The sequence below is a fragment of the Pseudomonas sp. TE3911 genome, from assembly GCF_054062775.1.
Window position 1 is genome coordinate 2417593 of record NZ_JBSSFP010000001.1, and the last position, 26194, is coordinate 2443786.

27 protein-coding genes and 1 pseudogene are annotated in these 26194 nt (G+C 58.9%); 14 read left to right on the forward strand and 14 right to left on the reverse strand.

From position 1 onward, the window contains the following. Positions 1-8 precede the first annotated feature (8 nt). Genes efeU through efeO (ACVWXD_RS10955) form a run of 4 tightly spaced genes read left to right on the forward strand, consistent with a single transcriptional unit; the run spans position 9 to position 4237 of the window. On the forward strand, positions 9-854 hold the full coding sequence (efeU, locus tag ACVWXD_RS10940; protein WP_032891284.1) for an iron uptake transporter permease EfeU: 846 nt from the start codon (positions 9-11) through the stop codon (positions 852-854). A gap of 10 nt (positions 855-864) precedes the next feature. Next, on the forward strand, positions 865-2067 hold the full coding sequence (gene efeO, locus ACVWXD_RS10945; RefSeq protein ID WP_260368119.1) for an iron uptake system protein EfeO: 1203 nt from the start codon (positions 865-867) through the stop codon (positions 2065-2067). 15 nt (positions 2068-2082) lie between these two features. Next, positions 2083-3387: an iron uptake transporter deferrochelatase/peroxidase subunit gene (efeB, locus tag ACVWXD_RS10950; protein WP_181643935.1), complete on the forward strand. Its 1305-nt coding sequence runs from the start codon at positions 2083-2085 to the stop codon at positions 3385-3387. Between the two features lie 28 nt (positions 3388-3415). Then, positions 3416-4237 (forward strand): iron uptake system protein EfeO, encoded by an 822-nt coding sequence (gene efeO, locus ACVWXD_RS10955; protein WP_032891279.1) that lies wholly within the window; start codon positions 3416-3418, stop codon positions 4235-4237. On the opposite strand, the gene ACVWXD_RS10960 is transcribed toward efeO (ACVWXD_RS10955), so the two are convergent. Together ACVWXD_RS10960 and pssA are read right to left on the reverse strand one after the other, a co-directional pair. Continuing rightward, the gene (locus tag ACVWXD_RS10960) at positions 4135-7029 is read right to left on the reverse strand and encodes a hypothetical protein (RefSeq protein ID WP_457370991.1); all 2895 of its coding nucleotides are present in this window, start codon (positions 7027-7029) and stop codon (positions 4135-4137) included. The genes efeO (ACVWXD_RS10955) and ACVWXD_RS10960 overlap by 103 nt on opposite strands. A 122-nt stretch (positions 7030-7151) precedes the next feature. Beyond that, positions 7152-8495 carry a CDP-diacylglycerol--serine O-phosphatidyltransferase gene (gene pssA / locus ACVWXD_RS10965; RefSeq protein WP_032891275.1) on the reverse strand — a complete coding sequence of 448 codons (1344 nt, stop codon included), beginning with the start codon at positions 8493-8495 and terminating at the stop codon, positions 7152-7154. A 123-nt stretch (positions 8496-8618) separates the two neighbouring features. On the opposite strand from pssA, the gene ACVWXD_RS10970 reads away from it, so the two are divergent. Then, entirely contained in the window at positions 8619-9182 is a 564-nt protein-coding gene (locus ACVWXD_RS10970) for a TetR/AcrR family transcriptional regulator (protein ID WP_095185029.1), read from the forward strand. A 41-nt stretch (positions 9183-9223) separates the two neighbouring features. Continuing rightward, complete coding sequence (locus ACVWXD_RS10975; RefSeq protein ID WP_260368115.1) at positions 9224-9703, forward strand: nuclear transport factor 2 family protein; 480 nt, start codon at positions 9224-9226, stop codon at positions 9701-9703. A 56-nt stretch (positions 9704-9759) separates the two neighbouring features. Here ACVWXD_RS10975 and ACVWXD_RS10980 read toward each other — a convergent pair whose 3' ends face one another. Together ACVWXD_RS10980 and ACVWXD_RS10985 are read right to left on the reverse strand one after the other, a co-directional pair. Further along, complete coding sequence (locus tag ACVWXD_RS10980; protein WP_181643938.1) at positions 9760-10908, reverse strand: PQQ-dependent sugar dehydrogenase; 1149 nt, start codon at positions 10906-10908, stop codon at positions 9760-9762. Between the two features lie 11 nt (positions 10909-10919). Further along, positions 10920-11234, reverse strand: a complete 315-nt coding sequence (locus ACVWXD_RS10985) for a hypothetical protein (RefSeq protein ID WP_032891269.1) — start codon at positions 11232-11234, stop codon at positions 10920-10922. A gap of 184 nt (positions 11235-11418) precedes the next feature. Between ACVWXD_RS10985 and ku the strand changes: the two genes are divergently transcribed. Both ku and ligD read left to right on the forward strand, forming a co-directional pair. Further along, positions 11419-12246 carry a non-homologous end joining protein Ku gene (ku, locus tag ACVWXD_RS10990; RefSeq protein WP_032891268.1) on the forward strand — a complete coding sequence of 276 codons (828 nt, stop codon included), beginning with the start codon at positions 11419-11421 and terminating at the stop codon, positions 12244-12246. 24 nt (positions 12247-12270) lie between these two features. Beyond that, positions 12271-14733: a DNA ligase D gene (ligD, locus tag ACVWXD_RS10995; RefSeq protein ID WP_181643939.1), complete on the forward strand. Its 2463-nt coding sequence runs from the start codon at positions 12271-12273 to the stop codon at positions 14731-14733. Positions 14734-14751: 18 nt separating this feature from the next. Here the strand turns inward: ligD and lpxO are convergent, their stop codons facing one another. Further along, positions 14752-15651 carry a lipid A hydroxylase LpxO gene (gene lpxO, locus ACVWXD_RS11000; protein WP_122681578.1) on the reverse strand — a complete coding sequence of 300 codons (900 nt, stop codon included), beginning with the start codon at positions 15649-15651 and terminating at the stop codon, positions 14752-14754. A 240-nt stretch (positions 15652-15891) separates the two neighbouring features. Here lpxO and ACVWXD_RS11005 point away from each other — a divergent pair, with 240 nt between their 5' ends. Continuing rightward, positions 15892-16278 carry a TIGR03067 domain-containing protein gene (locus ACVWXD_RS11005; protein ID WP_095184893.1) on the forward strand — a complete coding sequence of 129 codons (387 nt, stop codon included), beginning with the start codon at positions 15892-15894 and terminating at the stop codon, positions 16276-16278. A 137-nt stretch (positions 16279-16415) separates the two neighbouring features. Here the strand turns inward: ACVWXD_RS11005 and ACVWXD_RS11010 are convergent, their stop codons facing one another. Next, complete coding sequence (locus tag ACVWXD_RS11010; RefSeq protein ID WP_032891262.1) at positions 16416-17228, reverse strand: class I SAM-dependent methyltransferase; 813 nt, start codon at positions 17226-17228, stop codon at positions 16416-16418. A 157-nt stretch (positions 17229-17385) separates the two neighbouring features. On the opposite strand from ACVWXD_RS11010, the gene ACVWXD_RS11015 reads away from it, so the two are divergent. After that, a complete protein-coding gene (locus ACVWXD_RS11015; RefSeq protein ID WP_099602364.1) occupies positions 17386-18624 on the forward strand; it encodes an MFS transporter in 1239 nt (412 codons plus the stop codon). Between the two features lie 54 nt (positions 18625-18678). On the opposite strand, the gene ACVWXD_RS11020 is transcribed toward ACVWXD_RS11015, so the two are convergent. The 4 genes from ACVWXD_RS11020 to ACVWXD_RS11035 all read right to left on the reverse strand — a co-directional run bounded on the left by ACVWXD_RS11020 (position 18679) and on the right by ACVWXD_RS11035 (position 20763). Then, on the reverse strand, positions 18679-18876 hold the full coding sequence (locus tag ACVWXD_RS11020; RefSeq protein WP_095184895.1) for a hypothetical protein: 198 nt from the start codon (positions 18874-18876) through the stop codon (positions 18679-18681). Between the two features lie 145 nt (positions 18877-19021). Next, positions 19022-19375, reverse strand: a complete 354-nt coding sequence (locus ACVWXD_RS11025; RefSeq protein WP_032891258.1) for a hypothetical protein — start codon at positions 19373-19375, stop codon at positions 19022-19024. Between the two features lie 60 nt (positions 19376-19435). After that, entirely contained in the window at positions 19436-20068 is a 633-nt protein-coding gene (locus ACVWXD_RS11030; RefSeq protein WP_163034970.1) for a hypothetical protein, read from the reverse strand. 92 nt (positions 20069-20160) lie between these two features. Next, positions 20161-20763 (reverse strand): hypothetical protein, encoded by a 603-nt coding sequence (locus ACVWXD_RS11035; protein WP_457370992.1) that lies wholly within the window; start codon positions 20761-20763, stop codon positions 20161-20163. Positions 20764-20977: 214 nt separating this feature from the next. Here ACVWXD_RS11035 and ACVWXD_RS11040 point away from each other — a divergent pair, with 214 nt between their 5' ends. After that, a complete protein-coding gene (locus ACVWXD_RS11040; RefSeq protein WP_457370993.1) occupies positions 20978-21544 on the forward strand; it encodes an isochorismatase family protein in 567 nt (188 codons plus the stop codon). Positions 21545-21973: 429 nt separating this feature from the next. Beyond that, positions 21974-22534, forward strand: a complete 561-nt coding sequence (locus ACVWXD_RS11045) for a fasciclin domain-containing protein (RefSeq protein ID WP_122753200.1) — start codon at positions 21974-21976, stop codon at positions 22532-22534. Positions 22535-22624: 90 nt separating this feature from the next. Here ACVWXD_RS11045 and ACVWXD_RS11050 read toward each other — a convergent pair. Further along, a pseudogene (locus ACVWXD_RS11050) lies at positions 22625-22825 on the reverse strand (phage tail protein); the annotation flags it as partial. Positions 22826-22893: 68 nt separating this feature from the next. On the opposite strand from ACVWXD_RS11050, the gene ACVWXD_RS11055 reads away from it, so the two are divergent. Continuing rightward, positions 22894-23148: a Pathogenicity locus gene (locus tag ACVWXD_RS11055; protein ID WP_032891253.1), complete on the forward strand. Its 255-nt coding sequence runs from the start codon at positions 22894-22896 to the stop codon at positions 23146-23148. A gap of 36 nt (positions 23149-23184) precedes the next feature. On the opposite strand, the gene ACVWXD_RS11060 is transcribed toward ACVWXD_RS11055, so the two are convergent. Continuing rightward, complete coding sequence (locus ACVWXD_RS11060; RefSeq protein WP_256583473.1) at positions 23185-23316, reverse strand: hypothetical protein; 132 nt, start codon at positions 23314-23316, stop codon at positions 23185-23187. Positions 23317-23434: 118 nt separating this feature from the next. Further along, complete coding sequence (locus ACVWXD_RS11065) at positions 23435-24082, reverse strand: hypothetical protein (RefSeq protein ID WP_095184900.1); 648 nt, start codon at positions 24080-24082, stop codon at positions 23435-23437. A gap of 456 nt (positions 24083-24538) precedes the next feature. Between ACVWXD_RS11065 and ACVWXD_RS11070 the strand changes: the two genes are divergently transcribed. Next, a complete protein-coding gene (locus ACVWXD_RS11070) occupies positions 24539-24766 on the forward strand; it encodes a DUF6555 family protein (protein ID WP_032891251.1) in 228 nt (75 codons plus the stop codon). A gap of 1132 nt (positions 24767-25898) precedes the next feature. Here ACVWXD_RS11070 and ACVWXD_RS11075 read toward each other — a convergent pair. Further along, a complete protein-coding gene (locus ACVWXD_RS11075; RefSeq protein WP_122681589.1) occupies positions 25899-26189 on the reverse strand; it encodes a hypothetical protein in 291 nt (96 codons plus the stop codon). Between the last annotated feature and the right edge of the window lie 5 nt (positions 26190-26194).

Sequence of the window (26194 nt, forward strand, 5' to 3'; positions counted from 1 at the left end):
GGTGCCGAATGCTTGTCCCCTTTCTCATCATGCTGCGCGAAGGCATTGAAGCAGCATTGATCGTTGGCATCATCGCCAGTTACCTGCAACAGACTGGCCGCGGCCAATGGATGCCCGCGGTGTGGATCGGGGTGTTCCTCGCCGCCGCGTTGGCTTTGTTGGTGGGCGGTGGCCTGGAGTTGGTCAGCGCCGAATTCCCGCAAAAACAACAGGAACTGTTCGAAGGCATCGTCGGCTTGGTCGCCGTGGGTATTCTCAGCTCCATGGTGTTCTGGATGCGCAAGGTCGCGCGCTCCATCAAGCATTCCCTGCATGCCTCCCTTGATCAGGCTCTGACCGGTTCCAAACACCAGGTCACGGCCCTGATCCTCATGGTGTTCTTCGCCGTGGCCCGGGAAGGCCTGGAAACCGTGTTTTTCCTGCTGGCGGTGTTCCAGCAAAGCGAAGGCCCGGGCGCGCCGATTGGCGCCTTGCTCGGCCTGGTCCTGGCGATCATCGTGGGTTTCCTGATCTACACCGGCAGCATGCGCCTCAACCTCGGCGCGTTTTTCCGCTGGACCGGCCTGTTCATCCTGGTGGTCGCCGCCGGCATTCTGGCCAATTCGGTGCAGGCCCTGCACGAAGCAGGCGTGTGGAACCACCTGCAAACGGTGCTGTTCGACTTCAGCGCCGCATTGCCGATGGACAGCCCTCTGGGTTCAGTGCTCGCCGGCATGTTCGGCTACCAGGAAGCGCCGACCGTCAGCACCCTGGGTGCCTACCTGATCTACCTGGTGGTCGCGCTGGTGATGTTCTTCCTGCCTGCCGCACCGGCCAAACCCGCCAACATGCCCTCTTCCGTTTCCAGCCAGTAAGGACCGTCTCTTGTCCAACCCAACGCCTCAACCCGCCTCGCCACCCCGCGCCCTGCGCTGGGCGGTGGCCGGCTCGGTGGTCGTGATGATCGCCGCCGGTGGCCTGTTCTATTACGCATCGCAATTGGCCGCCGCCAAGCGCCAGACCAACAGCAATGAGATCGCTGTAACGATTCATGGCCACGCCTGCGAGCCCAACGCGTTGACGGTTCCGGCCGGGCGCGCGAGCTTTCGTATCATCAACCGCTCCGACCGCGCGGTGGAATGGGAAATCCTCGACGGCGTGCTGGTGGTCGAAGAGCGGGAAAACATTGCCCCCGGTCTGAGCCAGGTGATCAACGCCAACCTGCTGCCGGGCGACTATGCGATCACCTGCGGCCTATTGAGCAATCCCCGTGGCACCCTGCATGTGACGCCAACGGCAGCCTCCGATGCCCAGGCCAAGGCCAAGCCGTCGATGGTGGCGTTTATCGGCCCGCTGTCGGAATTCCGCGTGTACTTGAGCGGCCAGGGCACCGCGCTGGTCAAGACTGCGACCGCCTTGCAACAAGCAATCGACGCCGGTGACCTGGCGCAGGCCCAGGCCCTGTATGCGCCGGCCCGTGAGGCTTACCAACGACTGGCGCCGGCGTCCCAACGCCTGGCAGAGCTGGACAACGCGATCAACGCCCGCGCCGATTACTTCGAGAAACGCGAACAGGACCCGGCCTTCAGCGGCTTCCATCGCCTCGAATACAGCCTGTTCCAGCAACGCAGCCTCGACGGCCTGGCCCCGGTGGCGCAGCGCTTGGTGACCGATGTCACCACGCTTAAGCAGCAACTGCTAGCTCAATCGCTGCCACCGGAGCAACTGGTGAGTATCGTGGTGCGCAACCTCAACAGTCTGGCCGATGTGCGCGCCATCAGCGGTGAGGAAGAGCGCTACAGCCACCTAGACCTGAACGGTTTCGCCGCCAATCTGCAAGTGGCGCACAAAGTGGTCGAGTTGATGCGTCCACTGTTGACCAAGTCCGCTGCCGACCTGTTGCCTGACATCGACAACGCCCTCGCCGCGTTCGATGCCGAGCTCGCGGGGTTCAAGGTCAATGACAGTTACAGCACGTACGACAGCGTGACCGCCGATCAGCGCAAGCAGATCGCCGACAAGGCCAAGGCTCTGGCCGATGCACTCGATGGAATCGACCCCGCCCTTGGCCTTTCCGGCCTGCAGTGAAGACGACCGAATTTTATGAGTGACTCAGAACAGTTTTCAGCCCAACGTCGCCGTGTCCTCTTGGGCATGGCCGCCACCGGCGCGGCCATCGCCGGCAGCACCCTGACCTGCCCGGCCATGGCGGCCGCCGCCGAGCAAGTCACTACCGCACCGCGCAGTGACAAGACCCAGGACCACCACGATTTTTTCGGCAAGCACCAAAGCGGTATCGTCACCCCGCGCCCGGCCTGCGGCATGCTGGTGGCGTTCGACGTATTGGCCAGCGACCGTGAAGACCTGGAGCGCCTGTTCCGCACCTTGAACGAACGCATCAGCTTTCTGATGACCGGCGGCACCGTGCCCCAGGTCGACCCGAAGCTGCCGCCCACCGATTCCGGGATCCTTGGCCCGGTGGTCACACCGGACAACCTGACCATCACCGTGTCTGTCGGCGAATCGCTGTTTGATGAACGCTTCGGACTGGGCGCCGCCAAACCGAAGCGTCTGAGCCGCATGGTCGGTTTTCCCAACGATGCGCTGGAGCCGGCGCAGTGCCACGGCGACCTGAGCCTGCAATTCAGCTCTAACACACCGGACACCAATATCCACGCCCTGCGCGACATCGTGAAGAACCTGCCCGACCTGTTGCTGGTGCGCTGGAAACAGGAAGGCAGCGTGCCGCCACAGGCGCCGGCCAAACCCGGCGAGCCGGCGCAGAGCGCGCGTAACTTCCTGGGTTTCCGTGATGGTTCGGCCAACCCGAATTCCAACGACAACAAGGCGATGGACCAGATTGTGTGGGTCCAACCCGGCAGCGACGAACCGGCCTGGGCCGCCAATGGCAGTTACCAGGCGGTGCGCATCATCCGCAACTTCGTCGAGCGCTGGGACCGCACGCCCCTGCAGGAGCAAGAAAGCATCATTGGCCGCGTCAAGACCACCGGTGCGCCCATGGATGGCCAGAAAGAATCCCAGGTGCCCGACTACAGCAAGGACCCGGAAGGCAAGCTGACCAAGCTCGATGCCCATATCCGCCTGGCCAACCCGCGTACCCCGCAGACGCAGGCCAACCTGATCCTGCGTCGACCGTTCAACTACTCCAACGGCGTCAATAAAAACGGTCAGCTGGACATGGGGCTGTTGTTCATCTGCTACCAGGCTGACCTGGAGAAAGGCTTTATCAGCGTGCAGACCCGACTCAACGGCGAGCCCCTGGAGGAATACCTCAAGCCCGTCGGCGGCGGGTATTTCTTCACCTTGCCGGGAGTCACCGGGCCCAAGGATTTCATCGGTCGCACGCTGCTTGCCGCCACGCACCCTCAAACCACTGCCACCACCTGAAACCAACCCCCACAGCGGAAACCGCCCTATGAAGAAGTCGACCCTCGCGTTGTCGTTGTTAGTGACCCTCTCACCCCTGGCCGCCTTCGCCGCCACCACGGCGCCGCTGGATCTGGTAGGGCCGGTGTCGGACTACAAGATCTACGTCACCGAAGAAATCGGTGAATTGGTCACCCAAACCAAAGCGTTTACCGACGCCATCAACCAGGGCGACCTGGCTACCGCCAAGAAGCTCTACGCGCCGACCCGCGTGCATTATGAGTCCATCGAGCCGATCGCCGAGCTGTTCAGCGATCTGGATGCGTCCATCGACTCCCGTGTCGACGACCACGAAAAAGGCGTGACAGCCGAAGACTTCACCGGCTTCCACCGCATCGAATACGCGCTGTTCTCGCAGAACTCAACCAAGGGCCTGGAAACGTTGACGGCCAAGCTCAACACCGACGTCAACGACCTCAAGACCCGGGTCGACGGCCTGACCTTCCCGCCGGAAAAAGTCGTGGGCGGCGCCGCAGCCCTTCTGGAAGAGGTCGCAGCGACCAAGATCTCTGGCGAAGAGGACCGCTACAGCCACACCGACCTGTATGACTTCCAGGGCAACATCGACGGTGCGAAGAAAATCGTCGACCTGTTCCGTGGCCAGATCGACAAACAGGACAAGGCCTTCCTGGCCAAGGTCGACAAGAACTTCGCCACCGTGGACAAGGTCCTGGCCAAGTACAAGACCAAGGACGGCGGTTTCGAGACCTACGATAAGGTCAAGGACAACGACCGCAAGGCGTTGGTAGGCCCGGTGAACACGCTGGCTGAAGATCTGTCGACGCTACGCGGCAAGCTGGGCTTGAACTGATCAAGACCTGACGCCATGTCCCGCGCTCCGGCGCGGGGCATCACCGGTTCGGCGCTGCTCGCCTGGCCCCCCGCAACCATCATGTACGTACGTAATTTTTCTTCAGCCGTGAGCAGATGCGGCGCCGTCTTGCCCCATTTCGTCGCTCCCCCCGCCAGCAGCACCGGCAGTTTTACCAGGCCCTTCGTCGCGGCATGGATCATCTGCGGATAACCATCCAGCGGGTTTAACGCGGCATTGGCAAACAGGCCGGAGTGTTTGATGAAGTCAAACGCGCGCTCGCTGAAACTGGCCGCGACTTTAGCCGTATTCGCCGTAGCGGCCGCGGGTGTGAACCGCGTGGCAAGTCGCTGCACCGGGTTGGGCAGCAAGGCCTTGGCCGAACGCAGCAGGCCACTCGCCTGACCGCCGGCGCCGATGGCCACGCCGATCATATCCACGGTCAAATTGCCCAGGCCCTGGGCGATATCGCCGCGCTTGAACGCCTGGTACGCACCGAGGAACGGCACAAACCCCAATAGAAACTCGTGCTCGCGGGCCCGGGCTTCCCGGCGTTTTTCAAGTGGTAACGGATCACGCGCGCGCTGCAAGAGAGCCTCGGCGGGCTCATAGAAATTCTCCTGAGCGATTCTGCCGGCAATGGCCGCGATCTTGCGCGAGCCATAAGTGTTGGGCGCGAAGCTTTGCAGCGTGTGGTTGGCAGGCAACTCGCCTGGCGCAATCGCTCCCCCCAGCGGTTCAACGATAACCGACGACGCCATCGCCTCCGGCCGTGGCGCAGAGCCGGTCGTGTAGGCAGCAAGATCGAAGGGCATCTGTGTGCCACGGACTATCGGCACATACACCGAACCATGGGGCGCGCTGATGCGCTGCTTGCGAATCACGCCGTCTAGCTCGATGGCGTCGGGCAGGTCTGTACGCTTGATCAGCTCGCCGCTGGCGAAGACCTCGTAATAGGCCACCGTCTGGTCATGCTCCACACGCATCAGGGTTGCGTGGCGACCGCGCTGCGCATCTTTGCGGGCCTGGGTCTCCTCGACCTGAACGACGCCAGTTTCGCCACGCAGGGTGAACAATTCGACCTTGCCCAGCTCGATCAACATGCGCTCGGCAAGGGGTAACTGGGCAAACATCAACTTGAGCTTCGTGGCATAGGCGCCCTGGAGCTGTTTGAGGTGACGGTTGACGGTGCTTTTGAGTAACGGTTCAAGCTCGGGCAGATGACGAATGCGTCGATCCAGTAACTCCAGGGCGCCCTCCGCCACCTGCGGCGCGCGGTCTGGCTGATAGGGCGTTTGCGCAGACGTCGGCGGTGCTAGCAAATGCTTGCTGAGCACCCACTTTCCCGGTGTGAGGTCGCCGGTCATGTAGGTTTCCAACAGCGAACGGCTGCGCGGTTCGGTGACCGGTGCGTTGCGGCGATCTTTGCCGTTAGCCAGTTCCAGGCTCATGCGCTCAAGCTCAGACGCCGTGCTGTCGGGGAATAATCGCAGCAACTCCCGGATGGCCAGCGCCTTGCGCGTCGGCAGTTCCACGCTGGCGCTGGCGAAGGCCTCAGCCGTCTCTTCTTGCTGTTTGAACAGTGCCCGCGACGCCTCCTGGAGGTCGTGTTGCGAATACTCGCCGTCACTGCGCAGCCTGACGGCGCCGTTCAACACGCCCCAGTCGGCGAGGATTTTCAGCGCATTGAGTTGCATCAATTCTGCTTGCGCCTCACTGGTGGGCACCAGGGTCGTCAGTGCACGGACCTGGTGTTCACTCATCATCCGTGACGTGCCCGGCGCAGCATGATCGGCCAGCGTGCAGCCCAGGCGTAGCTCCATCCAGGCCAGAGTGCCGATACGCAACGTGTCCGGCACTTCCTTGACCAGCATTTCCGGCGCCGCTTGCGCCAGGAATACCGGGGTGACCAGCGCCGCCAGGTCGGGCGTCAGCTTTTTATATTGCTGCAGGTGCTGCTCGATATCGCGCCGCACCTCGCTCAACGAACGGCCCATATTCGCCGGTTGATAGATCGAATAACCACCGATGTGGCCAGGTTTGACGTCGTCCAGGTTGATCCGCGCGACTTTAGTCAGTGTGGCCTTATCAGCCTCGCTCAATGTATCGGAGGAATATGGCCCGGTGTAGTCACCCACTGCGGGCGCCGGCGGCAGCGACAGCCGTAACCAGCGGATGACATTGCGTGTCTCGGCCACGGTGCGTGGCGACCCCAGCCCCTTCAATTCGAGGAGCTGGCGTGCGTCAACCCGTGGCGTCGAGTACACGGCATTCCCCAGTGGTTCGGTCAGTGGGGTCAACGCCGCAAGCTCATCACGCAACGTGTCTACGTCGTTGACGTAATGGGTCAGATTCACCCAGCCCCCCACCGGGCTCAAGCGTTCAAGGCGGCCTTCAGATACTCGAAAGGGCTTACCGTCCCAATCGAACCGTTCGCGCTGCAGCAGGGCGAGCATTTGCGGGCGAGACACAAATGCCTGCAAACGCTCCATCGCCGCTTGGCTGCGCGCGAGCAGTGACGATGTGAGTGGAACGTCCCAGGCCTCGGCGGACCAGTCGGTGCGTGCGCCGTCCGGCAGGTCTTCAAGCCCGGCTTCAAGGCGCTCGGCCAGCGCGTCCCGTTCCACCAGCTCAGGACTTAGGCGCGGCGCCTGGGCAAGGTTGGCGACGTTTGCCGGGGCGGCCCATAGGCGCGACTGCTGGACCGTGGGCTTGGCACTGTCCTCTCCGACTACGGGAGCCTGCACAGCATATTGAAGGGGCGAGCCGGTGCTCGACAGTGGCGTCAACATATTCAATCCTCTCTGCGCTAGGCCGTGGAATACGGCTTCGTCTGGAGAGGCAATCTAAGGAAAGCTTAAACGCGCTGAATGTAAGCCGAATCTTGCCGCCTTACGCGTTGCGTTGCGGCGGATTACAGGATCCGGTAAAGCAGTCGCTCGATCCGCACGCGGCTCACCCGACGCAGAAACTTGCCGACCGCCGGGGGGTAATCCACCAGTGTCTGCAACTGCGCGTACCCGTCGATGCGGGTGGTGTGCTGGAAAATCTGCTCAAGCTCGGTCCGCCGTGGTTCCAACCATTGCCCCTGGGGATCGTCGATCAACAAGGCGTTTTCCAAGTCGAGACGGAACGCCCGAGGGTTTAGGTTGTTGCCGGTGAGCAAGGTGTAACGCTGGTCGATCCACATGCCTTTGAGGTGGTAGGTGTTGTCGCCATCGCGCCATAGGTGCAGGTTCAATTGGCCGCTGTCGATCATCGGCTGGTGGCGCTTGGCAAAGCGACGCAGGCTGATTTCGTACAGGTATGGCAGTGCCGCGATGACCTTGAAAGGCTCGCTGGGTGGGATGTAGAAGTCGTTGGCGGTCTTGTCACCGACGATGATGTCGATCTTCACGCCACGCGCCAGGGCACGGTTGATCTCGCGCGTGACCGCCAATGGCAGATTGAAGTACGGCGTGCAAATGGTCAGTTGCTGCTGGGCGCTGGCGATCAGCTCCAGGATCACCCGGCTCAGCGGGTTGTTCTTGCCGACGCCGAGCAACGGGCTGACTGACAGGTGGCCATTGGGCAACTGCCCGGCTGTGGTGTCGTAGGTCGCGTGCTTGAGGCGGCTGCGCAGGTCGCCGATGTCGTTGCGCAGGCTGCGGGTGGTGGGCGGGTTGGGCAGGTCAAGGCGGTGCACCGCTTTGGACGCTACCAGGCCGTGTTCCACCAGGTGCTGCATCGAATCGGCCAGGGGCTTGCTGTGGATCAGGTGATAACGGTCAAACCGGTATTTGTCGAACTTGTGCAGGTACACGTTGTTCAGGCTGGCGCCGCTGTACAGCACGCTGTCATCGATCACAAAGCCCTTGAGGTGCAACACGCCAAACAGCTCGCGGGTTTGTACCGGAACGCCGTACACCGGCACTTCGCTGGCATGGCTCTGTGTCATGGCCTGGTACCAGGCGCTGTTGCCGGGCTGTTTGCCCGCACCAATCAACCCGCGTTGGGCGCGCAACCAGTCGACCACCACCACGATGTCCAGCTCCGGCCGTGCAGCCTTGGCGGCGTGCAAGGCGTCGTAGATCTCCTGCCCTGCTTCGTCCTGCTGCAAGTACAGCGCCACGATGTAGATACGCCGGGTGGCTTGGGAGATTTTTTCCAGCAGGCAGCGGCGGTACGCATCCGCACCGGACAGCACATCGAGCGCGTCGGGAGTGAGGGGGAAACCACGCAGTTTGGGCAACAGGGAGCGTTTGAAGAACGACGGCATAGGGCTCGCAATGGGTCGAATCCGAAGAGGCCCCGAGCTTACACCATGGGGTTGCTCAGGTCTCGTTGCCTCGTAGGAAAAAGCCCATTGACCATGAAGAACGATCGTTCTACTGTGTGCGACATGAACGACATTACTGGCAATGAAACCCGCGACATTATCCTCGACGTCACCGAGAAGTTGATCTATCGCCACGGCATCGCCGCCACCGGCATGGACTTTCTGGTGAAAACCGCTGGCGTCTCGCGCAAGAGTATTTACCGCTACTTCGCCAATAAAGACGAGTTGGTGATCGCGGCCCTGCAACGCCGCGATGAACGCTGGATGCACTGGCTGCGCGGCGAAGTGGAACGAGTCGACGGCAGCGGCGAACGCCTGCTCGCGCTGTTTGACGCGCTCAGGACGTGGTTCGGCTCGGCGGATTTTCGCGGCTGTGCCTTCATCAACACCAGCGGTGAAACCGGCGACCCGCACAGCCCGGTGCGCCTGCTGGCCAAAGCGCATAAACAGAAACTGTTCGAGTACGCACTTGAACTGTGCCAAGCCCATGGCACCTGCGACCCCGAACGGCAGGCAGCACACCTGCTGATCCTGATCGATGGCGCCATTACCGTTGCCCTGGTCATGGGCGATACAACCGCTGCTGATAACGCGCAATGCATGGCGCGAACGTTATTAGGGCTTTGAATGCACTGGCCGAGCCACTTTGTCTAAACAGGAGCGTTGAAATGTCATCCACCCCAGAAACACGCCCGCCGCTGCCGCCATTCACCCGCGAATCAGCGACTGAAAAAGTCCGCCTGGCCGAAGACGGTTGGAACTCCCGCGACCCACAACGTGTGTCCCTGGCTTACACCCTGGACACCCAGTGGCGTAACCGCGCCGAATTCGTCCATGGCCGCGAAGAAGCCAAAGGCTTTCTCACGCGCAAATGGGCCAAGGAGCTGGATTATCGGCTGATCAAGGAATTGTGGGCCTTCACCGACAACCGCATTGCCGTGCGGTATGCCTATGAATGGCATGACGACTCCGGCAACTGGTTCCGCTCTTACGGCAATGAGAATTGGGAGTTCGACGAAAACGGCCTGATGGCCAACCGTTTTGCCTGTATCAACGACAGGCCGATCATGGAAAGCGAGCGGCTGTTCCATTGGCCGCTGGGCCGACGCCCGGATGAGCATCCGGGGTTGTCCGATCTCGGCCTGTAAAACCTGGTGCGGTTCAAATGTGAGAGGGGGCAAGCCCCCTCCCTACGCTGAGTGCCTCAGTCCTGATTAAGGCCGACTCGATACAACGCACCATCATCCTCATCCGTCAGCACATACAAAAAGCCATCCGGGCCCTGCCGCACATCGCGAATACGCGCCTTCAAACCTCCCAGCAAACGCTCCTCGTGGATGACCTTGTCGCCCTCGAACTGCAACCGAATCAGCTCCTGGCTGGCCAGCGCGCCGATGAACACGTTGTGCTGCCACGCCTTGAACCGGTCACTGTCGTAGAACGCCATGCCGCTGATGCCCGGTGACTTTTCCCACACATGATGGGGCGCCACGGTACCTTCCGCCGTCTTGCCTTTGGCCTCCGGAATCGGCGTCAGGGAGTAGTTGATGCCGTGCGTCGCCAGGGGCCAGCCATAGTTTTTGCCACGTTCGACGATGTTGATCTCGTCACCACCACGGGGGCCGTGCTCGTTTTCCCAGATCGTGCCGCTCCAGGGGTTCAGTGCCAGTCCCTGTGGGTTGCGTTGGCCGTAGGACCAGATTTCGGGGCGTACGCCCGGCTGACCAACAAAGGGGTTGTCATCCGGCACGCGGCCGTCGGGGTAGATCCGTACGACCTTGCCTTGCAGCTTGTCCAGGTCCTGGGCAGTGGGTCGGTCGTTGTTTTCGCCCAGGGTCACAAACAGGTACCCATCCTGGTCGAAGGCCAGGCGCGAGCCAAAGTGATTGCCGGTGGAGAGCTTCGGCTCCTGGCGCAGGATGACTTTGAAATCGATCAGGCCGCTGAGGTCCGCCGCCAAACGTCCACGTCCCACCACAGTGCCGGCCGTGCCGCCTTTGCCGCCGCCTTCGGCGTATGACAAATAGACCGTGCGGTCCTCTTTGAAATCGGGCGACAGCACCACATCGAGTAAACCGCCCTGCCCCTTGGCCCACACCTCAGGCACGCCGCTCAGCGGAGCCGAGAGCTTGCCATCCGGGCTGACAACGCGCAGGTGGCCAGGGCGTTCGGTAACCAGGAAGCCTTGCTGGTCCGGCAGAAACGCCACGGCCCATGGGTGGTCCAGGCCTTTGACGATCGAGGTGACAGTGAGGCTGCCTTGTTCACTGGGGAACTGCTGCAAATCGGCGGCGTAGACCGTCGTCAGGGTCGTCGCGCACATAACGGCTAACAGGGTTTTGCGTATAAACATAAGACGAGTCCTTACCGGCGATTGCCGTTGGCATCAAACGTGGGGGCTTTAGTGTCGGTGGCCGGGCGGCTGGGCGCGGCCTCACGCTGGGGGTAACGGTTGCCGATGCCGCCGTTTTCCAGGGTCGGCGGGCGCGTGGCCGGCACGGTCTGGATACCGCGAATCGCCGGCGCATTGGGCTGCGTGCCCTGCATGCTGTTGGGGTTGGCCCGGTGAATGGGGCCATTGTTGGTGTTGTTGCCGCCAGGCAGGTTCTGCGCTTGAGCGGTGGCTGCAAGTGCCAGGCTCAGCGCCAGCACTGCAAGATGACGCACGCGGGTGATCATGACAAAGCCTCTCTGGGACGAGGAGTACCTGCTTTCGATACCACGCTACGCCTGGGGTTCGGCTTTGGTAACTAAATACTTCCTCATCAGGTGTAACACGATCTGTCCGCGCATCCATCCAGGGAAACTTTTTTAACCGCCCGCGAGTCACCCGAACACAGTCTCTTCTCAAGGAATCGCACTTATGCCACGGGCCATCTGGAAAGGCGCCATCAGCTTCGGTTTGGTTCATATCCCTGTATCGCTGGTCTCCGCCACGTCCGCACAGGGTGTGGATTTCGACTGGTTGGACAAGCGCAGCATGGACCCGGTGGGCTACAAACGCATCAACAAAACCACCGGCAAGGAAGTGACCAAGGAGCACATCGTCAAAGGCGTAGCGTTTGAGAAGGGACGTTATGTGGTGCTCAGCGAAGAGGAGATTCGCTCGGCCCACCCCAAGTCTACTCAGACCATCGAAATCATCGCCTTTGTCGCCAGCGACCAGATCCCGTTGCAGAACATCGACACGCCCTACTTCCTGGCGCCGGACAAACGCGGCGGCAAGGTCTACGCGCTGCTGCGGGAAACCCTCAAGAAAACCCGCAAGGTCGCCCTGGCCAATGTGGTGCTGCACACCAAGCAGCACCTGGCGGCATTGATGCCCCTGGAGTCCGCACTGGTGCTGGTGATGCTGCGCTGGCCCGCCGAGGTGCGCAGCCTGGATGAATTGGAACTGGGCAGCGACGTAACCAAACCCTCCCTGGCCAAAGGTGAACTGGACATGGCCAAGCGCTTGGTGGAGGACATGAGCGCCGACTGGCAACCGGATGCCTACCGCGACAGCTTTCAGGAAAAAATCATGGCGCTGGTGGCGAAGAAGGCCAAGGCCGGCAAGATTGAAGATGTGGAATCCAAGGAAGGCAGCGAAGAGCGCAAGTCGGCCGATGTGCTCGACCTGACCGAACTGCTCAAGCGCAGCCTGGCGGGTAAGCCTGCGGCGAAAAAAACCGCCAAGAAAAAGGCCTCTTGAGCCTGGCATTACTGGGAGAACGCCATGGCAAAGCCGCTGAGTGAATACAATCGCAAGCGCGATTTCGAGATCACCGCAGAACCTTCCGGCAAGGCGACCACGGGCAAACGAAAGACGTCAGCACTGTCGTTCGTGATCCAGAAGCACGACGCACGCAACCTGCACTATGACTTTCGCCTGGAACTCGATGGCGTGCTCAAAAGCTGGGCCGTGCCCAAGGGCCCAAGCCTCGACCCCAGCCAGAAGCGCTTGGCGGTTCACGTGGAAGACCACCCGCTGGGCTACGGCAGTTTCGAAGGCAGTATCCCGGCCGGTCAATACGGCGCCGGTGATGTGATTGTCTGGGACCGTGGGGTCTGGAAACCCCATGACGACCCACACAAGGCTTACGCCGCCGGCAAACTCAAATTCACGCTGGTAGGTGAAAAACTCTCGGGCGATTGGGCGCTGGTGCGCACTCGCTTGAAAGGCAGCGGTGACAAGGAACAGTGGCTGCTGATCAAAGAGCAAGACCAACAGGCGCGCCCTGCCGCCGACTACGACATCGTGCAGGCTGAGCCTAAAAGCGTGCTCAGTGATGCCTCCATAGCCCCCACCAAGAACCAGCCGAAAGCCAAGAAAGCAGCCGCTGCACTGCCCGAGCAATTCACACCGCAACTGGCAACCCTGGTAGACCGCGCGCCCGACGGGGACTGGCAGTATGAAATCAAGTTTGATGGCTACCGCATGCTGGCGCGGATTCGCGACGGCGAAGTCCGCCTGTTTACCCGTAACGGCCATGACTGGACCGAGCGCCTGCCGCGGCAGGTCAAAGCCCTGCACGCCCTCAAGCTCAAGGACAGTTGGCTGGATGGCGAAGTGGTCAGCCTCAACCCTGAAGGTTTACCGGACTTCCAGGCCCTGCAAAATGCCTTTGACAGCGGCCGTAGCCTGGACCTCGTCTATTACCTGTTCGATGCGCCGTTTCTGGATGGCGCAGATCAGCGCCAGGCCCCCGTAGAGGATCGCCGGGCCATGCTCAAGGCCGCGCTGTCTGGAAGCAAAAGTAAGTTACTGCGGTTTTCTGAAGCCTTCACCGCCCATCATCAGGACATTTTACAGAGCGCCTGCAACCTGGCCCTGGAAGGCGTGATCGGCAAACGCATGGGCAGCCCCTACACGTCCGCTCGCAGTACTGACTGGATCAAGCTCAAATGCCGTTTGCGCCAGGAGTTTGTGATTGTCGGACATACCCGTCCCCAGGGTTCGCGCAGCGGTTTTGGCGCATTGCTGCTGGCGGTGAATGACGACAGCGGGCTGAGGTACGCCGGTCGCGTCGGCACCGGTTTTGATCAAGCGTCGTTGGAGGCTATCTACACGCAGCTCAAAGCGCGGGCGCGCAAAACCTCGCCTTTGCACAAACCCCTGACCAGTGCCCAGGCGCGAGGCGTGCAGTGGGTGGAGCCGACGCTGGTGGGGGAAGTACAGTTTGCCCAGTGGACCCGTGACGGTGTGGTGCGCCACGCCACTTTTATGGGCCTGCGCAGCGATAAACCGGCCGCGCAGATCGTGCACGAACAGCCGCAGGTGGCTGAATCCATGAAAGCCCCGCAAGCCAAGACCCTGTTGAAGATCACCCACCCTGAGCGAGTGATCGATCCACTAAGCGGCACGCAAAAGCAGCAATTGGCGCAGTTCTACGAAAGTATCAGCGAATGGGTCCTGCCCTTTCTGCGGCATCGCCCGGTGTCCTTGCTCAGGGCTCCGGAAGGCATCGAGGGCGAGCAGTTCTTCCAGAAGCACTCGGAACGCCTGGCGATTCCCCATATCAAGCAATTGGACGCCGCGCTGGACCCAGGCCACGCGCCGCTGATGGAGATCGACAGCGTCCAGGCACTAGTCGGCGCTGTGCAAATGGGCACCGTCGAATTTCATACCTGGGGCGCCACCTCAGACAAGATCGAAACCCCTGACCTGTTTGTGCTGGACCTCGACCCGGATCCCGCGTTGCCCTGGAAAAGCATGCTGGAAGCGGCACAACTCACCTTGTCGGTACTGGACGAGCTGGGCCTCGATGCGTTCGTCAAAACCAGCGGCGGCAAAGGCCTGCACTTGGTAGTGCCGCTGGCACGACGGGACGGTTGGGAGCCGGTAAAAGCCTTCGCCAAAGCCATTGCCCAGTTTATGACCGCGCAACTGCCGGAACGCTTTACCGCCACCTCCGGGCCGAAAAACCGTGTGGGCAAGATCTTTATCGATTACCTGCGCAATGCACGGGGCGCGAGCACCGTGGCCGCCTACTCGGTACGGGCTCGGCCAGGGCTGCCGGTGTCGGTGCCGGTCAGTCGTAAGGAATTGCAGGGGTTGCGTGGCGCGCAGCAGTGGACGGTGGCCAATCTGCACCAACGCTTACAGGGACTGAAGGAGGATCCGTGGGAGGGTTATGCCCATCGGCAGAAGATCAGCAAGAAAATGTGGGACAAACTGGGCGCCCAGCCACCGCAGTGAGGACGCCCTGGCCGAGCGTTAGATGAGCACGAAGATCAGCGCCAAGGCCGCGAAAATCGCCCATTTTTCCAGGTAGTAACGGGTGCGGTTGCGTTTCTTCAGCTCTTTGCCGCGCAGGCGGATCTTGTACAGACGCGTAAACGCTCGGTTCAGTCCGCCGGTCTTGTCGCCAGCGTCGTTGGGCGAACCCGCCGCCGCCATCACTGTGCGGCTGAACCAGCGGTTGAACGCCGCAGCCCAGCGGTATTTCATCGGCCGCTCGACATCGCAGAACAGGATGATGCGGTTCTGCTGCGTGGTGTTTTCGGCGTAGTGAATATAGGTCTCGTCGAACATCACCGGTTCACCGTCACGCCAGTAGTAGCTCTCACCGTCCACATTGATGTAGCAGCCAGGATCATTCGGGGTATCCAGGCCCAAGTGATAGCGGTAAGAGCCGGCGTAGGGATCGCGATGGCGTACCAGTTTGGAACCCGGCGGCAGCTCGGCGAACATCGCGGCCTTGATCGAGCCGATGCTCTGCACCAGCTCGGTGGTGCGCGGGCACAGCTTCATTGCGGAAGGATGGCTGTCGCCGTACCACTTGAGGTAGAAACGCTTCCAGCCCGACTTGAAAAACGAGTTGAAGCCCACGTCGTTGTACTGGTCGGAGCGCTTGATCGCCCCTGCCTTCATGAGGTTCTGGCCTTCCTGGCGAATCTCTTCCCAATGCTCCTGCAACGGACTTAGGTCAGGGAAGTCGCTGGGCGAGAGAAACGGTCGACCGGGGAGTTTGGAGAACAGGTATAGAAAACAGTTGATGGGTGCCAGGAAGGTTGAATGGTCACTGAGCTGGCGACCCAGTTTGTGTCGCACCCGGCCACGCAGGTGTACATACGCAATGGAGGCGACATAGAGAACAACAATGATGAGCTTCAAGGGATTTCGTCACACGTCAGTAGAGAACAGGCTGCTCCTGCGTGCCCACGACGGCCGAGGATGAATAGCAGCACCTGAAATCACAATTCACAGACAGGCAACATGAGCGGCTTGATGACAAGCGGTTACATGGCCATTGGCAGTTATTTAGCCATATTCTGTAACGAAAAGTTAACTAAGAATTGTGAAAAGCTGTCTACTTAGGCAGGGTTCGCACCTGCACAACTACAAGGAATGGTTATGTCGCCCACTTTAGATCCGGATCATCAGGCCCTTCAGGGCGCCTGGGAGCAAACGTCACTTGAGGACAGCGGTGTCCTGAACCCGGTAGACGCTCACACTGCGCCCGGTGCCATCACCACCATTTCAGGCGACCGCTTCGAAGTGAAAACCGTGCAAGGCGACCTGTTGCTGGCCGGCCGATTCTCCCTGGACAGCAGCACTACACCAAAAAGCATTACGTGGGTCGATTCCATGGGCGATGACGCCGGCAAGCCGTTGCCTGCCAGCTACCGCCTTGATGGCGACGAATTTGTATTTATCGCGGCCGATGAAGGGATGCCCAGGCCCACCGTCTTCAGCACCGGCCCCGGTCAGACCATGCGCAGTTTCGTGCGGCGCGCTTGATCAATGCGCCGTCCGAACCTGCGACATGCTTTTCACACAGCCTTCACTTTCGGCGCGATAGGGTAAAGCCTACCTACTCCAGTGAATCCCTTGGCCCGCCTCTTTAAGCGGGCTTTTTTTTGCGTGGACAAACCGTATCAGGCAGGCCTTTTAGTGGCGGTCAAGGTAAAGCACAGCGGCAATTGCGCCGCTTGGTGCTCGTACTGATCGTAGAGTTCTTCACGATTGGAATGCGCATATTCCTGCAAGTGACTGATCTGCAGGTCTGCGCAAATCGCGGCGCTCACCACATCGCCCAACGTGTGCACGTACCAATAGGAAGTCGGTCCGACTACCTCACCCTGACCTTCATAGACAATCGACTCCTGCAGCACAAAGGGTTCGCGCTGAAAGTACGAGCTGGCAGGTAGCAGCGGGTTCTGCGCCCTGGGGTCGAACACTTCCAGGAACGGATGGGTTTCGTACATCACCAGCGAACCGCCGGGCTTCAGCGTGCTGGCGACATGGCGCATGAACAACGCCACATCCGGCATCCAGCCGAGCACGCCGATGGTGACCAGGGCGATATCAAAGCGCTCGTGTAACCGCTGCGGCAACTGGTGGATATCGCTTTCGATAAATTCAGGAGCATGAGGCGACACATCGGCAAGCTCACGCGCTTGCCGGAGAAACGCGGCGGACTGGTCCACCCCCACCACCGAGCGTGCGCCGAGGGCGAACAGCGACAGGCTTTCTCGACCGTTGTTGCAGCCCAGTTGCACCACGTCCTTGCCGGCGACACCCAGGTCCTGCAGAACCCCTGTAATGGTTGGGTCCAGGCAGGAAAAATCGGCGTTACCAACACCGGTCAGCAATGCGCTCCAGGTGTCGGTGGTTTTATGCAGGCCGGCAGATTGGTCCCAGGCGTCCTTGTTGCTGGCAATTGCCTGTTGGGCTGAGGGCATGTCCATTGCGTCTCCAGATAAGTCTTACGGCGGGGCACCGAAGATAAGCCACATGCCGGCGTATTGAAACTCCAGGCAACTGCGGAAACTTAACGCTCACCGCGCAGGTCATTAACGCAATGAGTGTTCAGCCGTTGAACGCCCCCTCTGCGAAGCCGTCATCGTGGCCAATCACTCCGACCTGCGAAATGCCTTGTCCCTGGACAGCCTGAACTTCTTTCTGGCGGATGTGCGCGACGGCCTCGGCCCGTACCTGGCCATCTACCTGCTGGCCGTGCACAAGTGGGACCCGGCCAGCATCGGCGTGGTCATGACCCTGGCGGGCATCGCCGCGCTGCTCACCCAGGGCCCGGCGGGCGCACTGATCGACCGCACGCGCAGCAAACGCGCCGTGGTTGCGCTTGCCGCCATCCTGGTGACCGCCAGCTGCCTAGTGCTGCCCTTCGTCAGCTCCTTCAGCCTGGTGGCGTTGACCCAAGCTGCCAGCGCCGTCGCCGCGTCCGTGTTCGCCCCGGCGATTTCCGCTATTTCCCTGGGGATCACCGGCCCGCGAGCATTTACCCGCCGCACCGGACGCAATGAAACCTTCAATCACGCCGGCAACGCCGTGGCCGCGCTGCTCGCCGGTGGATTGGCCTACCTGTTCGGACCGGTGGTGGTGTTCTACCTGATGGCGTTTATGGCGGTGGCCAGTGTGGTCGCGGTCAGTTGCGTGTCAGCCAAGGCCATCGACCATGAAGTGGCCCGCGGCTTCGACCCTGCCCACGCCACCGATCATGAACAGCCGTCGGGCCTGAAGGTATTACTGGCCAACCGTCCGCTGCTGCTGTTTGCCATTTGCTGCGCCTTGTTCCACCTGGCCAATGCCGCCATGCTGCCGTTGGTCAGCCAGAAGCTGTCCCAGATCAACCTGCAGATGGCCACCCCGCTGACCTCGGCCTGTATCGTCGCCGCGCAATTGGTGATGGTACCGATGGCCTGGCTGGTAGGGGTCAAGGCTGACGTGTGGGGACGCAAGCCGCTGCTGATATTCGGCTTCATGATTCTGCCGCTGCGTGGCGTGCTCTACACCGTGTCCAGCGATCCCTATTGGCTGGTGGCTGTGCAAATGCTCGACGGCATCGGCGCAGGGATCTTCGGCGCGCTGTTCCCGGTGATCGTCAAAGACCTGACCCAGGGTACCGGGCGTTTCAATGTCAGCCTGGGTGCGCTGTCCACCGTGTTTGGCTTGGGCGCGGCACTGAGCAACAGCCTGGCGGGGTTCGTGGTGCAACAGGCGGGCTACAACGCGGCCTTCTTAACCCTGGCGGGCGTGGCGGGCGCTGCGTTGGTGCTGTTGTGGGTGGCGATGCCGGAGACGTTGGAGAAACCGCTCTATGCGCCCCATGCGCCTGCTGCATGATAGAAGCGACACCGAAAACCCGGCACATGGCCGGGTTCCTTTCTCTACACATACTCAGTTGTCGGGATGTTCGCTGGCGACCGAATCGGCAGCATCGACATCGGACATGTCCTCTTCTAGAGGTGCATCATCGTCCGGCGGCAGAGGGATATTGTCCTCATCATTTCTCGGGTCGTGGCCTGTCTCGTTGTCTGTGCCACGTGTTACGGCCTGCTGTGAAAGATTGCCGGGGGCGTTCTCATTGATGTCCATGCTGGCTCTCCGTTCTTACGCTCGGGATATCCGCGCTTAAAGATGTGAGGCGGCAGATCCTGGCAAGTGCCAAGCATTAGACGAATGGCGAAAAAATACAGGCATCGTGTGCGGACCTTTTAGCTACCAACTGCGTACGCACTGATTACCGATAGCCGTCCGGACTCGTCTTCCTCAGGTTTTCACAAATATCACGCAGGACATCCGCAAGTGGAGGTTGGAGCAGAAAGGACTTCATTTCCGAGACTGCCGCTTTGTATGAAGGATCAGCGTTGACCCTCCGGAACTCGGACTTTCTCTCTTCGCTGAAGGTGGGATCACTGACCAGTCCTTCTAGGGTCAAGCCACGCTCGGGATTTCGCTCGTCGCATATCTCAAGTGCAGCGATGAAGCTGACGGCGACCTTTTCTTCGCGTATCGGGTGAGTTGCTGTAGCTGCCTCGACTGCAGTGGCAGCGGATAGAAGCCCCCACAACGCTGCGCTTTTTCCTGAGAACACTTATTTACTCCTGATTTGGGCAACTGAAACTGCCTCTCACTTATGGACCGTATGAGTCGTTCATTTGTCCAGATTCAGTAGTTCGTGCATCCGCTCGCCAATTATTCCTCGCAGCCAGGCAGCATGAAACTCCATCTCTTTCAGGGAAGTACCCTCAGCAAATTGGTATTCGAACACCTTGTCCTTCGGCCCCCGATATACAACGCTGAAATGACCATCGCGGTCATACGAAGCGACTACGTAGGGGCAGATGTAAATAATGTCGCTAAACAGCACGCGCACTTGGGTGGGTTTACGTGCGCGACGGATGACAGTGAGGGTAAGCAGTTGCTGGTTTTCGTCGAACGTAAAGGCCTGCACCCTAGGCTCAGAGAAAATCCACGCGAAGACCAATCCCATAACCACGACAGAGCCGAGCAGGAACAGGATGAGCGACGACGTTGTAAAACTCGACTCATCGCTGGACGGCACATCCTGCATCGCACCGAGCCCGATAACGAGCAAGATCGCCAGCCCGAAGGCAGGCAATAACATAATCACCGCAGCGCAAAAGCCCAAAATGGCCGAACCCGTGCTGCCAATGATCGGTAAGTCCGGACCACCCTGCCAAATAGATGGGTGGGCGGCGGGATTTTCAGTGCGTGGTGCGGCGGGTGGTGCGGCGACGTGGTGAGGTGGACTTGGACGATTCATTAGGCAGGCTCAAGGGTGCTGTATAGACGGTACCACTACTGCCACTTCTCTAACCCGCAGAGCGTATTGATTCAACGGGTATGAAGGCAGGGCTACAGAAGCTGTTTCATGAACTCCTGAGTCGGAACATCAAGCCCCATGCTCTCACCGAACACCACCTTAATCCCATCATTGGCAATTAGCAGCATCTCGCAGTGCATACCAATGGCAGTCGTCAAATGGTCGAAATCACGCAGTTCTTCCACATACTTGTCTTTATAGGATTGCAGCCGATGAGAGGCCAGGTCTCTGAGACTCGGGTCAGTTTCTTGAGCTAAAGCGCCCTCTTCTGCTAACAGGCGTCGCTTAGTCAACCCCACTTGTAAGTTGGACATCCGAAAGCGCGTGTATATGCGTATGACGCTTATGGCGCGAGATGTGAACTCGATTGCCGCGTCTTTTTTCGTCTCAGCACCCGACCAATCGGCAGATTGCATCTCCAGCAAATCCGCTGTTAGCGCCTTCTCGGCATCTTCACCGCGCGCCAAGAAGCTAGACAGGTCTAATGCCGGCTCAGCGTCAAAAGCAAGTAGGTGCGAGGCGACTAATGATGACGCTTTAGCCACATTGTCACGGCCCTGATATGCGCTCCATCCAGAACCGGCTATTCCACATCCAAAAACAATCAGCAAAAGCGCGACGGTAATTTTTCTCATGGATCCCTCCAAATCATCCAGAAAGGCTATCACGGCGACTTTCAAAAGCGGAATTGAGCCAATTGGCATCATGACAATGACTAGAGCGCGGGGCTTCTTGAGCGCGCGCAGTAAAGCCTAGGGCGCTCAGAACATCTTTCCTGTAATGCGTTGCTGGTGGAGGCCAGGTCCAGCACACTAAGTCCGCGCTTTTCACTTGAAGGAGTAGGTTCAAATGACAGCTCTACCAGGCTCGATCCCGCTTGTTATCCTGGACGTTCAAGATGCGATTGATAGAACAAACTGGGATGAAAAAAGTAATCCTGAATACTTGGCAGTGATCCAGCGCCTTCTAGGCCACTGGCGATCAAACGGCTGGCCAGTTATTCATGTGAAGCACGATGAGCGCACTTCTACATCCAGCTATTTCGTCGACGGCCCGTGGAATGGCATCAAGAAAGAGGTCGCCCCGATACAGGGAGAAGCCGTCATCATCAAACAGGAAAACTGCGCCTTTATTGGCACCGAATTGGATGCCACTCTCACACAGATGCAAGTAAAACGGTTGGTGCTGACGGGCGTTGTTATTCACAACAGTATGGACGCCACCGTCCGTGCGGGGAAAGCGCTCGGATACAGCATCATCTTACCGTCAGATGCAACGACCGCCGTGCCCGTTGTTGGGGCGAATGGAAAGTCTTGGGACGCGACAACCGTTCATGAACTGACCCTAGCAATACTCAATGATGAATACGCCGACGTAATGTCATCGGACGAAGTGATCGCACAATTCACGCTATGAACTATGAAGGTACCCAGTGCCGCAGAAGCATTTGACACGCATCAATCGCCAGCTATTTCGACAGGCGTAAGCATGTCCTTTGGGTACCGAAAATACCTAGCGCATATCGCAATTGGAGTGACCTTTATCTTTTCCCCACGCTGCTCCAAGCCAAACACCGGAGCAGACGATCATTCCAGCGTCTGCCAGTAATAGGGATGGCAACTTGCGCTTCGTTGCGTGATCCCTCACAACAGAGTCGAACCCCTAACATACCGTCCTGTCCAGGCATCCAGCGTGGGTGGCATTCCAGTGAAAGTAACCGACAGGTTTGAACAGGCAGGCACTGCGCTTAAAAAGTTATTTTATGAGGAGGTGCATCCACTTTGATCGTTGGCTCGTAGATTCAATACCCTCACCCGGAGGGCATAAGAGCCAAGGAGATACATCATGCACGCTTTTTTCAAAAAACTTGCTGCAACAGCCTGCTTCGCGATTCTCTCCGTAACTGCAACGTTCAGCTTTGGTGCCGACCCCGTAATGGTCGGAGGTGCAGCTATGTACCCGACCAAAACCATCGTTGAGAACGCGGTCAACTCGAAGGACCACACGACACTGGTAGCCGCTGTCAAAGCTGCCGGCCTGGTTGATACGCTCAATAGCAAAGGTCCGTTCACCGTGTTCGCCCCCACAAACGAAGCCTTTGCAAAGCTGCCAGCGGGCACCGTCGATACTCTGGTCAAGCCTGAGCACAAAGCCGACCTAACTAGAATTCTGACCTACCACGTCGTGCCGGGCACTCACACATCGGCACAGCTGATGGCCGAAGCCAAAAAGAACGGCGGCACCGTTGTGTTGAAAACAGTTCAAGGTGAGTCGCTGAATATCAAGCTGCATGACGGCAAGCTTTGGGTGGTGGATGCCAAAGGCGGTAAGGCTGGTATCAGCATCGCAGACGTAATGCAGTCCAACGGCGTAATCCATGTTGTGGACTCAGTGTTGATGCCTTAAGCGCTCTTTAAGCCCGGCAGACGCAAAGTTTGCCGGGTATTGGCAACCTGCATAGACACTTCAGTTAATCCGAATTCAAGGTATGGAAATTTCGCCGGGTGGCGCTGGGTGAGAGCCTAGGTAAATCTCGGCATGATGAGGGTGAACCGTGTGCCCGACCGGCATCACGATCATGTCGCCACGCTGCGGCCGTCTAAGTGAACGAACCTGCCAGCAGTCCCAGGCACCGTGAACAAACGAACGCTTGAGCAGCGGCGTCTGTCCGTTCGGCATGATCGTCCAAAGGTCACCGGCCTGTTGAGGCACCCTGTAGCGTCAGGCACACTTGCGCGGACTCATCGCCCAAAAAGGAATTTACGATGCCGTTTTCACCGGAGGAAAGAGCCGCTTTGCTCGCGCTCAAAGGCGTAGGACCAACCGTCATTACTCGGCTTGAGCAAATGGGTATCGAATCGCTCGCCGAACTCCGCAAATCAAATGTTAGTGACATCCTGGCTCAAGCATCCGCGGCATTAGGCTCGACTTGCTGGAAGAATAGCCCTCAAGCCAGAGCGGCCATCACCGCAGCAGTGGAGCTTGCGAAGCGCTCTACAGAGCAAATCCCGGCCCGGTAGGCACGTTCGATTGACTCCCAGTCGGGTTGCTTTTGGTCATGGAGAATCCCCTACCATCTGATGGGTCTGTGCATGGGCATGGAGCAAGCGTTGGGGCAGACCGGAAGCCTTTGCAGCGTCCACAGCATCGGCAATTGCCTTGTCGAGCAGGCGCAGCAGACAGTCCATGCGCTCGTCTCCGCGGGGAACGATTGAACAAAATGTCTTCTTAGCCAAAAACGAAAAAGCCCAGCAGTCGCGCTGGGCTCAGATATGAAAACTCAGTAAAAAATATGAGCCGTGCTACTTAATCCTTGCAACGCGTTTGCGGCGACTCCGTACCTGCGAGCCTTTTTGGCAATGCAAACGGCAGGTTAGGGATAGAGGTAAGCTCGACTACGCCAAACATGCACATAAGCACCGCATTCCCATCCGCGTTTGGTGCGCTGCTGAGTCCAACCAAGGCCTCATAGTCTTTCCCGGGCTCCAGAGTGAATACTTTCGCCTGGCCTGGGCAAACAGCGTAAGTGCTGCCGTAGCTGCCGGCGGACGCACCCAATGTTGCTATCTGAAAGGGTGCATCCGTTTTAACGCGGTACTCAGCCACAATCTCGGTGTATAAGCCTTCGGCCATCCGAACAGATCCGATGTACTGCTGAAGCTTGGGTGAAACCCTTCCCGGCATTCCAAGACTGGCGGGCTTAAGTGGGTACTGGGGGTAGTTAATGCTCGGCTGCCCTTCCTCTGAGAAGCGGCCAGCTTCAGCCATTTTGTGGCGAGTATCCGGGGCGCAGCTGCCCGTCACACTATCGCCAAACACATTAGAATTGGTGATCACACGAACGCGAGCCGTATTGTCGGCCTGAGGTGGATCGACATAGGGAACAGAGGGGAACCCGCCACAACCAGCAAGGGCGATAGACGAAGAAAACAGGAGCAACCAGGTATTACGCATGTACTACATCCTTGAACTTACCTAAGCGCCATCGTGTGCGAATCAGACTAAAAACTCTAGACATTAATCCTCAGTAAAAACCTGACAACGCGCTTTATATTTTATTGCTTGCCCGGTTTGTCCCGCCTCTTGGGCATCTAAAGTATCTGCGCTGCGACGGCAATAACAGTTTGCGTTTTTGAATCAGCTCAGGCATCACTCCCTGCTCAGAGCGGAAGATGTGGTGGGGTCGAAAAAGAAAGGACCTTAGTGACGGCTAAAGCCTCAAAAGTCTGCATGAAATTGATAGACCGAACGATCGGAAGGCTAACTAGTCCAACGCTTACCGGATCAGATAACGCAGCGTCCGCAGTTCGGCCATCACCCTATCTCTCGGTATCACCACCCGACAGACCTCTCTGAATTCCAGTTTCCAGGATTGACCCTTTTGGGTATGGCTTCGGCCAAGAGGCTCTAATGGAAAATTTAATACCCTATAAAATTCATTATCTACACGATGGGAAGCCGGAGCACTTCTATACGAATGCAACGGCGTTCAGCGAAAGCGATGCGATTCGCATGGCCACAAGACACGCTGGTGAGGGCCCTGAATATTGGATACCGATAGGTCTGTCTCGGGACTCAATATTAAAAATTGCCGACAAGCTGGGTATTACGAAGGTCCGTTGGAATAAAGCCGGGTAAAACCACGGGCGCCGCCGCAGTTCTAACTCGCAAAGTTCGCGAATAAAAAACCCGGCGCGGTGGCCGGGCTTAGTTGGATGATCTCCAGCGCAAGCTCGGCTGTTGAATAAGCCCGAACCGCCCTTGGATGAGATTGAAAAAGAGACGAAGACGGCCCACGTCTGTCGCGAGGTCGCCTGGGGGGAAGTGGTGGAGCGCACTAAAACGGGTGCAGACCGCTTGGTTTTGTGGAATGCCCCTGCCATGCCACCCCTTAAAATCGTCGGTGAATACGCAGAGCGTCAGAAAAAGGGAAAGCCACAGGGCCTTGAGACGCCTTTTATTTTCCTGCCGTCATGGACTCCAGAGCCCCCTAACTCGAACGTTACCTGCAAAGGCATTAATAGGGGCCCGGCGCCGAAAGTTCTTAATACCCGTCGTCCTCTGCCATACAACTGTCGTCACACATATGCGACAATGCGCGCCAAATTCCAACACACATCCCCATTTTTTTGCTCAGCGACCGGGTTTCGCGCCTTGATGTCGCTGTTGATGCATGCCTGACGGCGCCTGCTGCCATGCTCGCAACCCATTGATAGGTAAAGTAATTGATCTCCACAGCTAACATCACCATGCGGTATGAAACGCATTCTGATGATTACTGCTGATCAGTGTTTACTGGGCCAAGTCGTCATTAGTAATCAACGATAAAGCACCGAAATGCACCCGTTGGTCCCAAGATTGGTCCCAGCGGGCAAATTTCAGCCCATGCCGAAACTGCATAACCCTTCCCCGGCTTCCTGCCGACTGAACACAAACCACCAAATAGCCCCACTACTCCTGAGACATCTCACATCGCAGCATTCGGTCAAAAGCGGACCTTCGCGATGACTTCTCCAATCCTGAAACCCACGAAAGTCAGTTGCTGACCACAGGTATTGCCTCAATCAGTTGGATCGCCCTACGGCCGTTAAGCTAGCCCAGATGCGCAGCGCTTCACGGCGCGAGCTTATCAACAACCACCGACTGCCAGAGACTCCTAGGCGGATAGCCAGCGTCCACTTCTCTTCTTGTCGGCTGACCAGCGTATCGCGTACCCCGCCGCCCTACACCAAGGCGCACAGCACTTCTTCGTGAATTCCGTTGTGCATGATTAACCGTGCCTCCTGACTCGGTCGGTAAAGTCGCTCACCTGCGCGGGCGTCAGGCAATTCAACTTACCGAAGGTCACTAGATGCTGGATCATCGCTTCTTGACTGCCGGGTTCCTGGGCGACCATGCGCCAGCAGGTCTTGTCCAAGATTAACCGCGCCATCTGCGGGTTCTCAATCATAGATGCGTCGAAGGCCAGCGCGATGGCGGTGGCCAACTCGCCCAGGTCCGGGTCTTTCCGTTGCAAGGCCCTTAGCGCATTCATCTGCCGGGCGGTAATGGGTAGCGACACGTCTC

What these genes read in the sequence shown, in the direction of transcription:
- efeU (WP_032891284.1), top strand. Translation starts at nt 9, where the DNA reads ATGCTTGTCCCCTTTCTCATCATGCTGCGCGAAGGCATTGAAGCAGCA.
- efeB (WP_181643935.1), top strand. Translation starts at nt 2,083, where the DNA reads ATGAGTGACTCAGAACAGTTTTCAGCCCAACGTCGCCGTGTCCTCTTG.
- efeO (WP_032891279.1), top strand. Translation starts at nt 3,416, where the DNA reads ATGAAGAAGTCGACCCTCGCGTTGTCGTTGTTAGTGACCCTCTCACCC.
- ACVWXD_RS10960 (WP_457370991.1), bottom strand. Translation starts at nt 7,029, where the DNA reads ATGTTGACGCCACTGTCGAGCACCGGCTCGCCCCTTCAATATGCTGTG.
- pssA (WP_032891275.1), bottom strand. Translation starts at nt 8,495, where the DNA reads ATGCCGTCGTTCTTCAAACGCTCCCTGTTGCCCAAACTGCGTGGTTTC.
- ACVWXD_RS10970 (WP_095185029.1), top strand. Translation starts at nt 8,619, where the DNA reads ATGAACGACATTACTGGCAATGAAACCCGCGACATTATCCTCGACGTC.
- ACVWXD_RS10975 (WP_260368115.1), top strand. Translation starts at nt 9,224, where the DNA reads ATGTCATCCACCCCAGAAACACGCCCGCCGCTGCCGCCATTCACCCGC.
- ACVWXD_RS10980 (WP_181643938.1), bottom strand. Translation starts at nt 10,908, where the DNA reads ATGTTTATACGCAAAACCCTGTTAGCCGTTATGTGCGCGACGACCCTG.
- ACVWXD_RS10985 (WP_032891269.1), bottom strand. Translation starts at nt 11,234, where the DNA reads ATGATCACCCGCGTGCGTCATCTTGCAGTGCTGGCGCTGAGCCTGGCA.
- ku (WP_032891268.1), top strand. Translation starts at nt 11,419, where the DNA reads ATGCCACGGGCCATCTGGAAAGGCGCCATCAGCTTCGGTTTGGTTCAT.
- ligD (WP_181643939.1), top strand. Translation starts at nt 12,271, where the DNA reads ATGGCAAAGCCGCTGAGTGAATACAATCGCAAGCGCGATTTCGAGATC.
- ACVWXD_RS11005 (WP_095184893.1), top strand. Translation starts at nt 15,892, where the DNA reads ATGTCGCCCACTTTAGATCCGGATCATCAGGCCCTTCAGGGCGCCTGG.
- ACVWXD_RS11010 (WP_032891262.1), bottom strand. Translation starts at nt 17,228, where the DNA reads ATGGACATGCCCTCAGCCCAACAGGCAATTGCCAGCAACAAGGACGCC.
- ACVWXD_RS11020 (WP_095184895.1), bottom strand. Translation starts at nt 18,876, where the DNA reads ATGGACATCAATGAGAACGCCCCCGGCAATCTTTCACAGCAGGCCGTA.
- ACVWXD_RS11030 (WP_163034970.1), bottom strand. Translation starts at nt 20,068, where the DNA reads ATGAATCGTCCAAGTCCACCTCACCACGTCGCCGCACCACCCGCCGCA.
- ACVWXD_RS11035 (WP_457370992.1), bottom strand. Translation starts at nt 20,763, where the DNA reads ATGAGAAAAATTACCGTCGCGCTTTTGCTGATTGTTTTTGGATGTGGA.
- ACVWXD_RS11040 (WP_457370993.1), top strand. Translation starts at nt 20,978, where the DNA reads ATGACAGCTCTACCAGGCTCGATCCCGCTTGTTATCCTGGACGTTCAA.
- ACVWXD_RS11045 (WP_122753200.1), top strand. Translation starts at nt 21,974, where the DNA reads ATGCACGCTTTTTTCAAAAAACTTGCTGCAACAGCCTGCTTCGCGATT.
- ACVWXD_RS11055 (WP_032891253.1), top strand. Translation starts at nt 22,894, where the DNA reads ATGCCGTTTTCACCGGAGGAAAGAGCCGCTTTGCTCGCGCTCAAAGGC.
- ACVWXD_RS11060 (WP_256583473.1), bottom strand. Translation starts at nt 23,316, where the DNA reads ATGGACTGTCTGCTGCGCCTGCTCGACAAGGCAATTGCCGATGCTGTG.
- ACVWXD_RS11065 (WP_095184900.1), bottom strand. Translation starts at nt 24,082, where the DNA reads ATGCGTAATACCTGGTTGCTCCTGTTTTCTTCGTCTATCGCCCTTGCT.
- ACVWXD_RS11070 (WP_032891251.1), top strand. Translation starts at nt 24,539, where the DNA reads ATGGAAAATTTAATACCCTATAAAATTCATTATCTACACGATGGGAAG.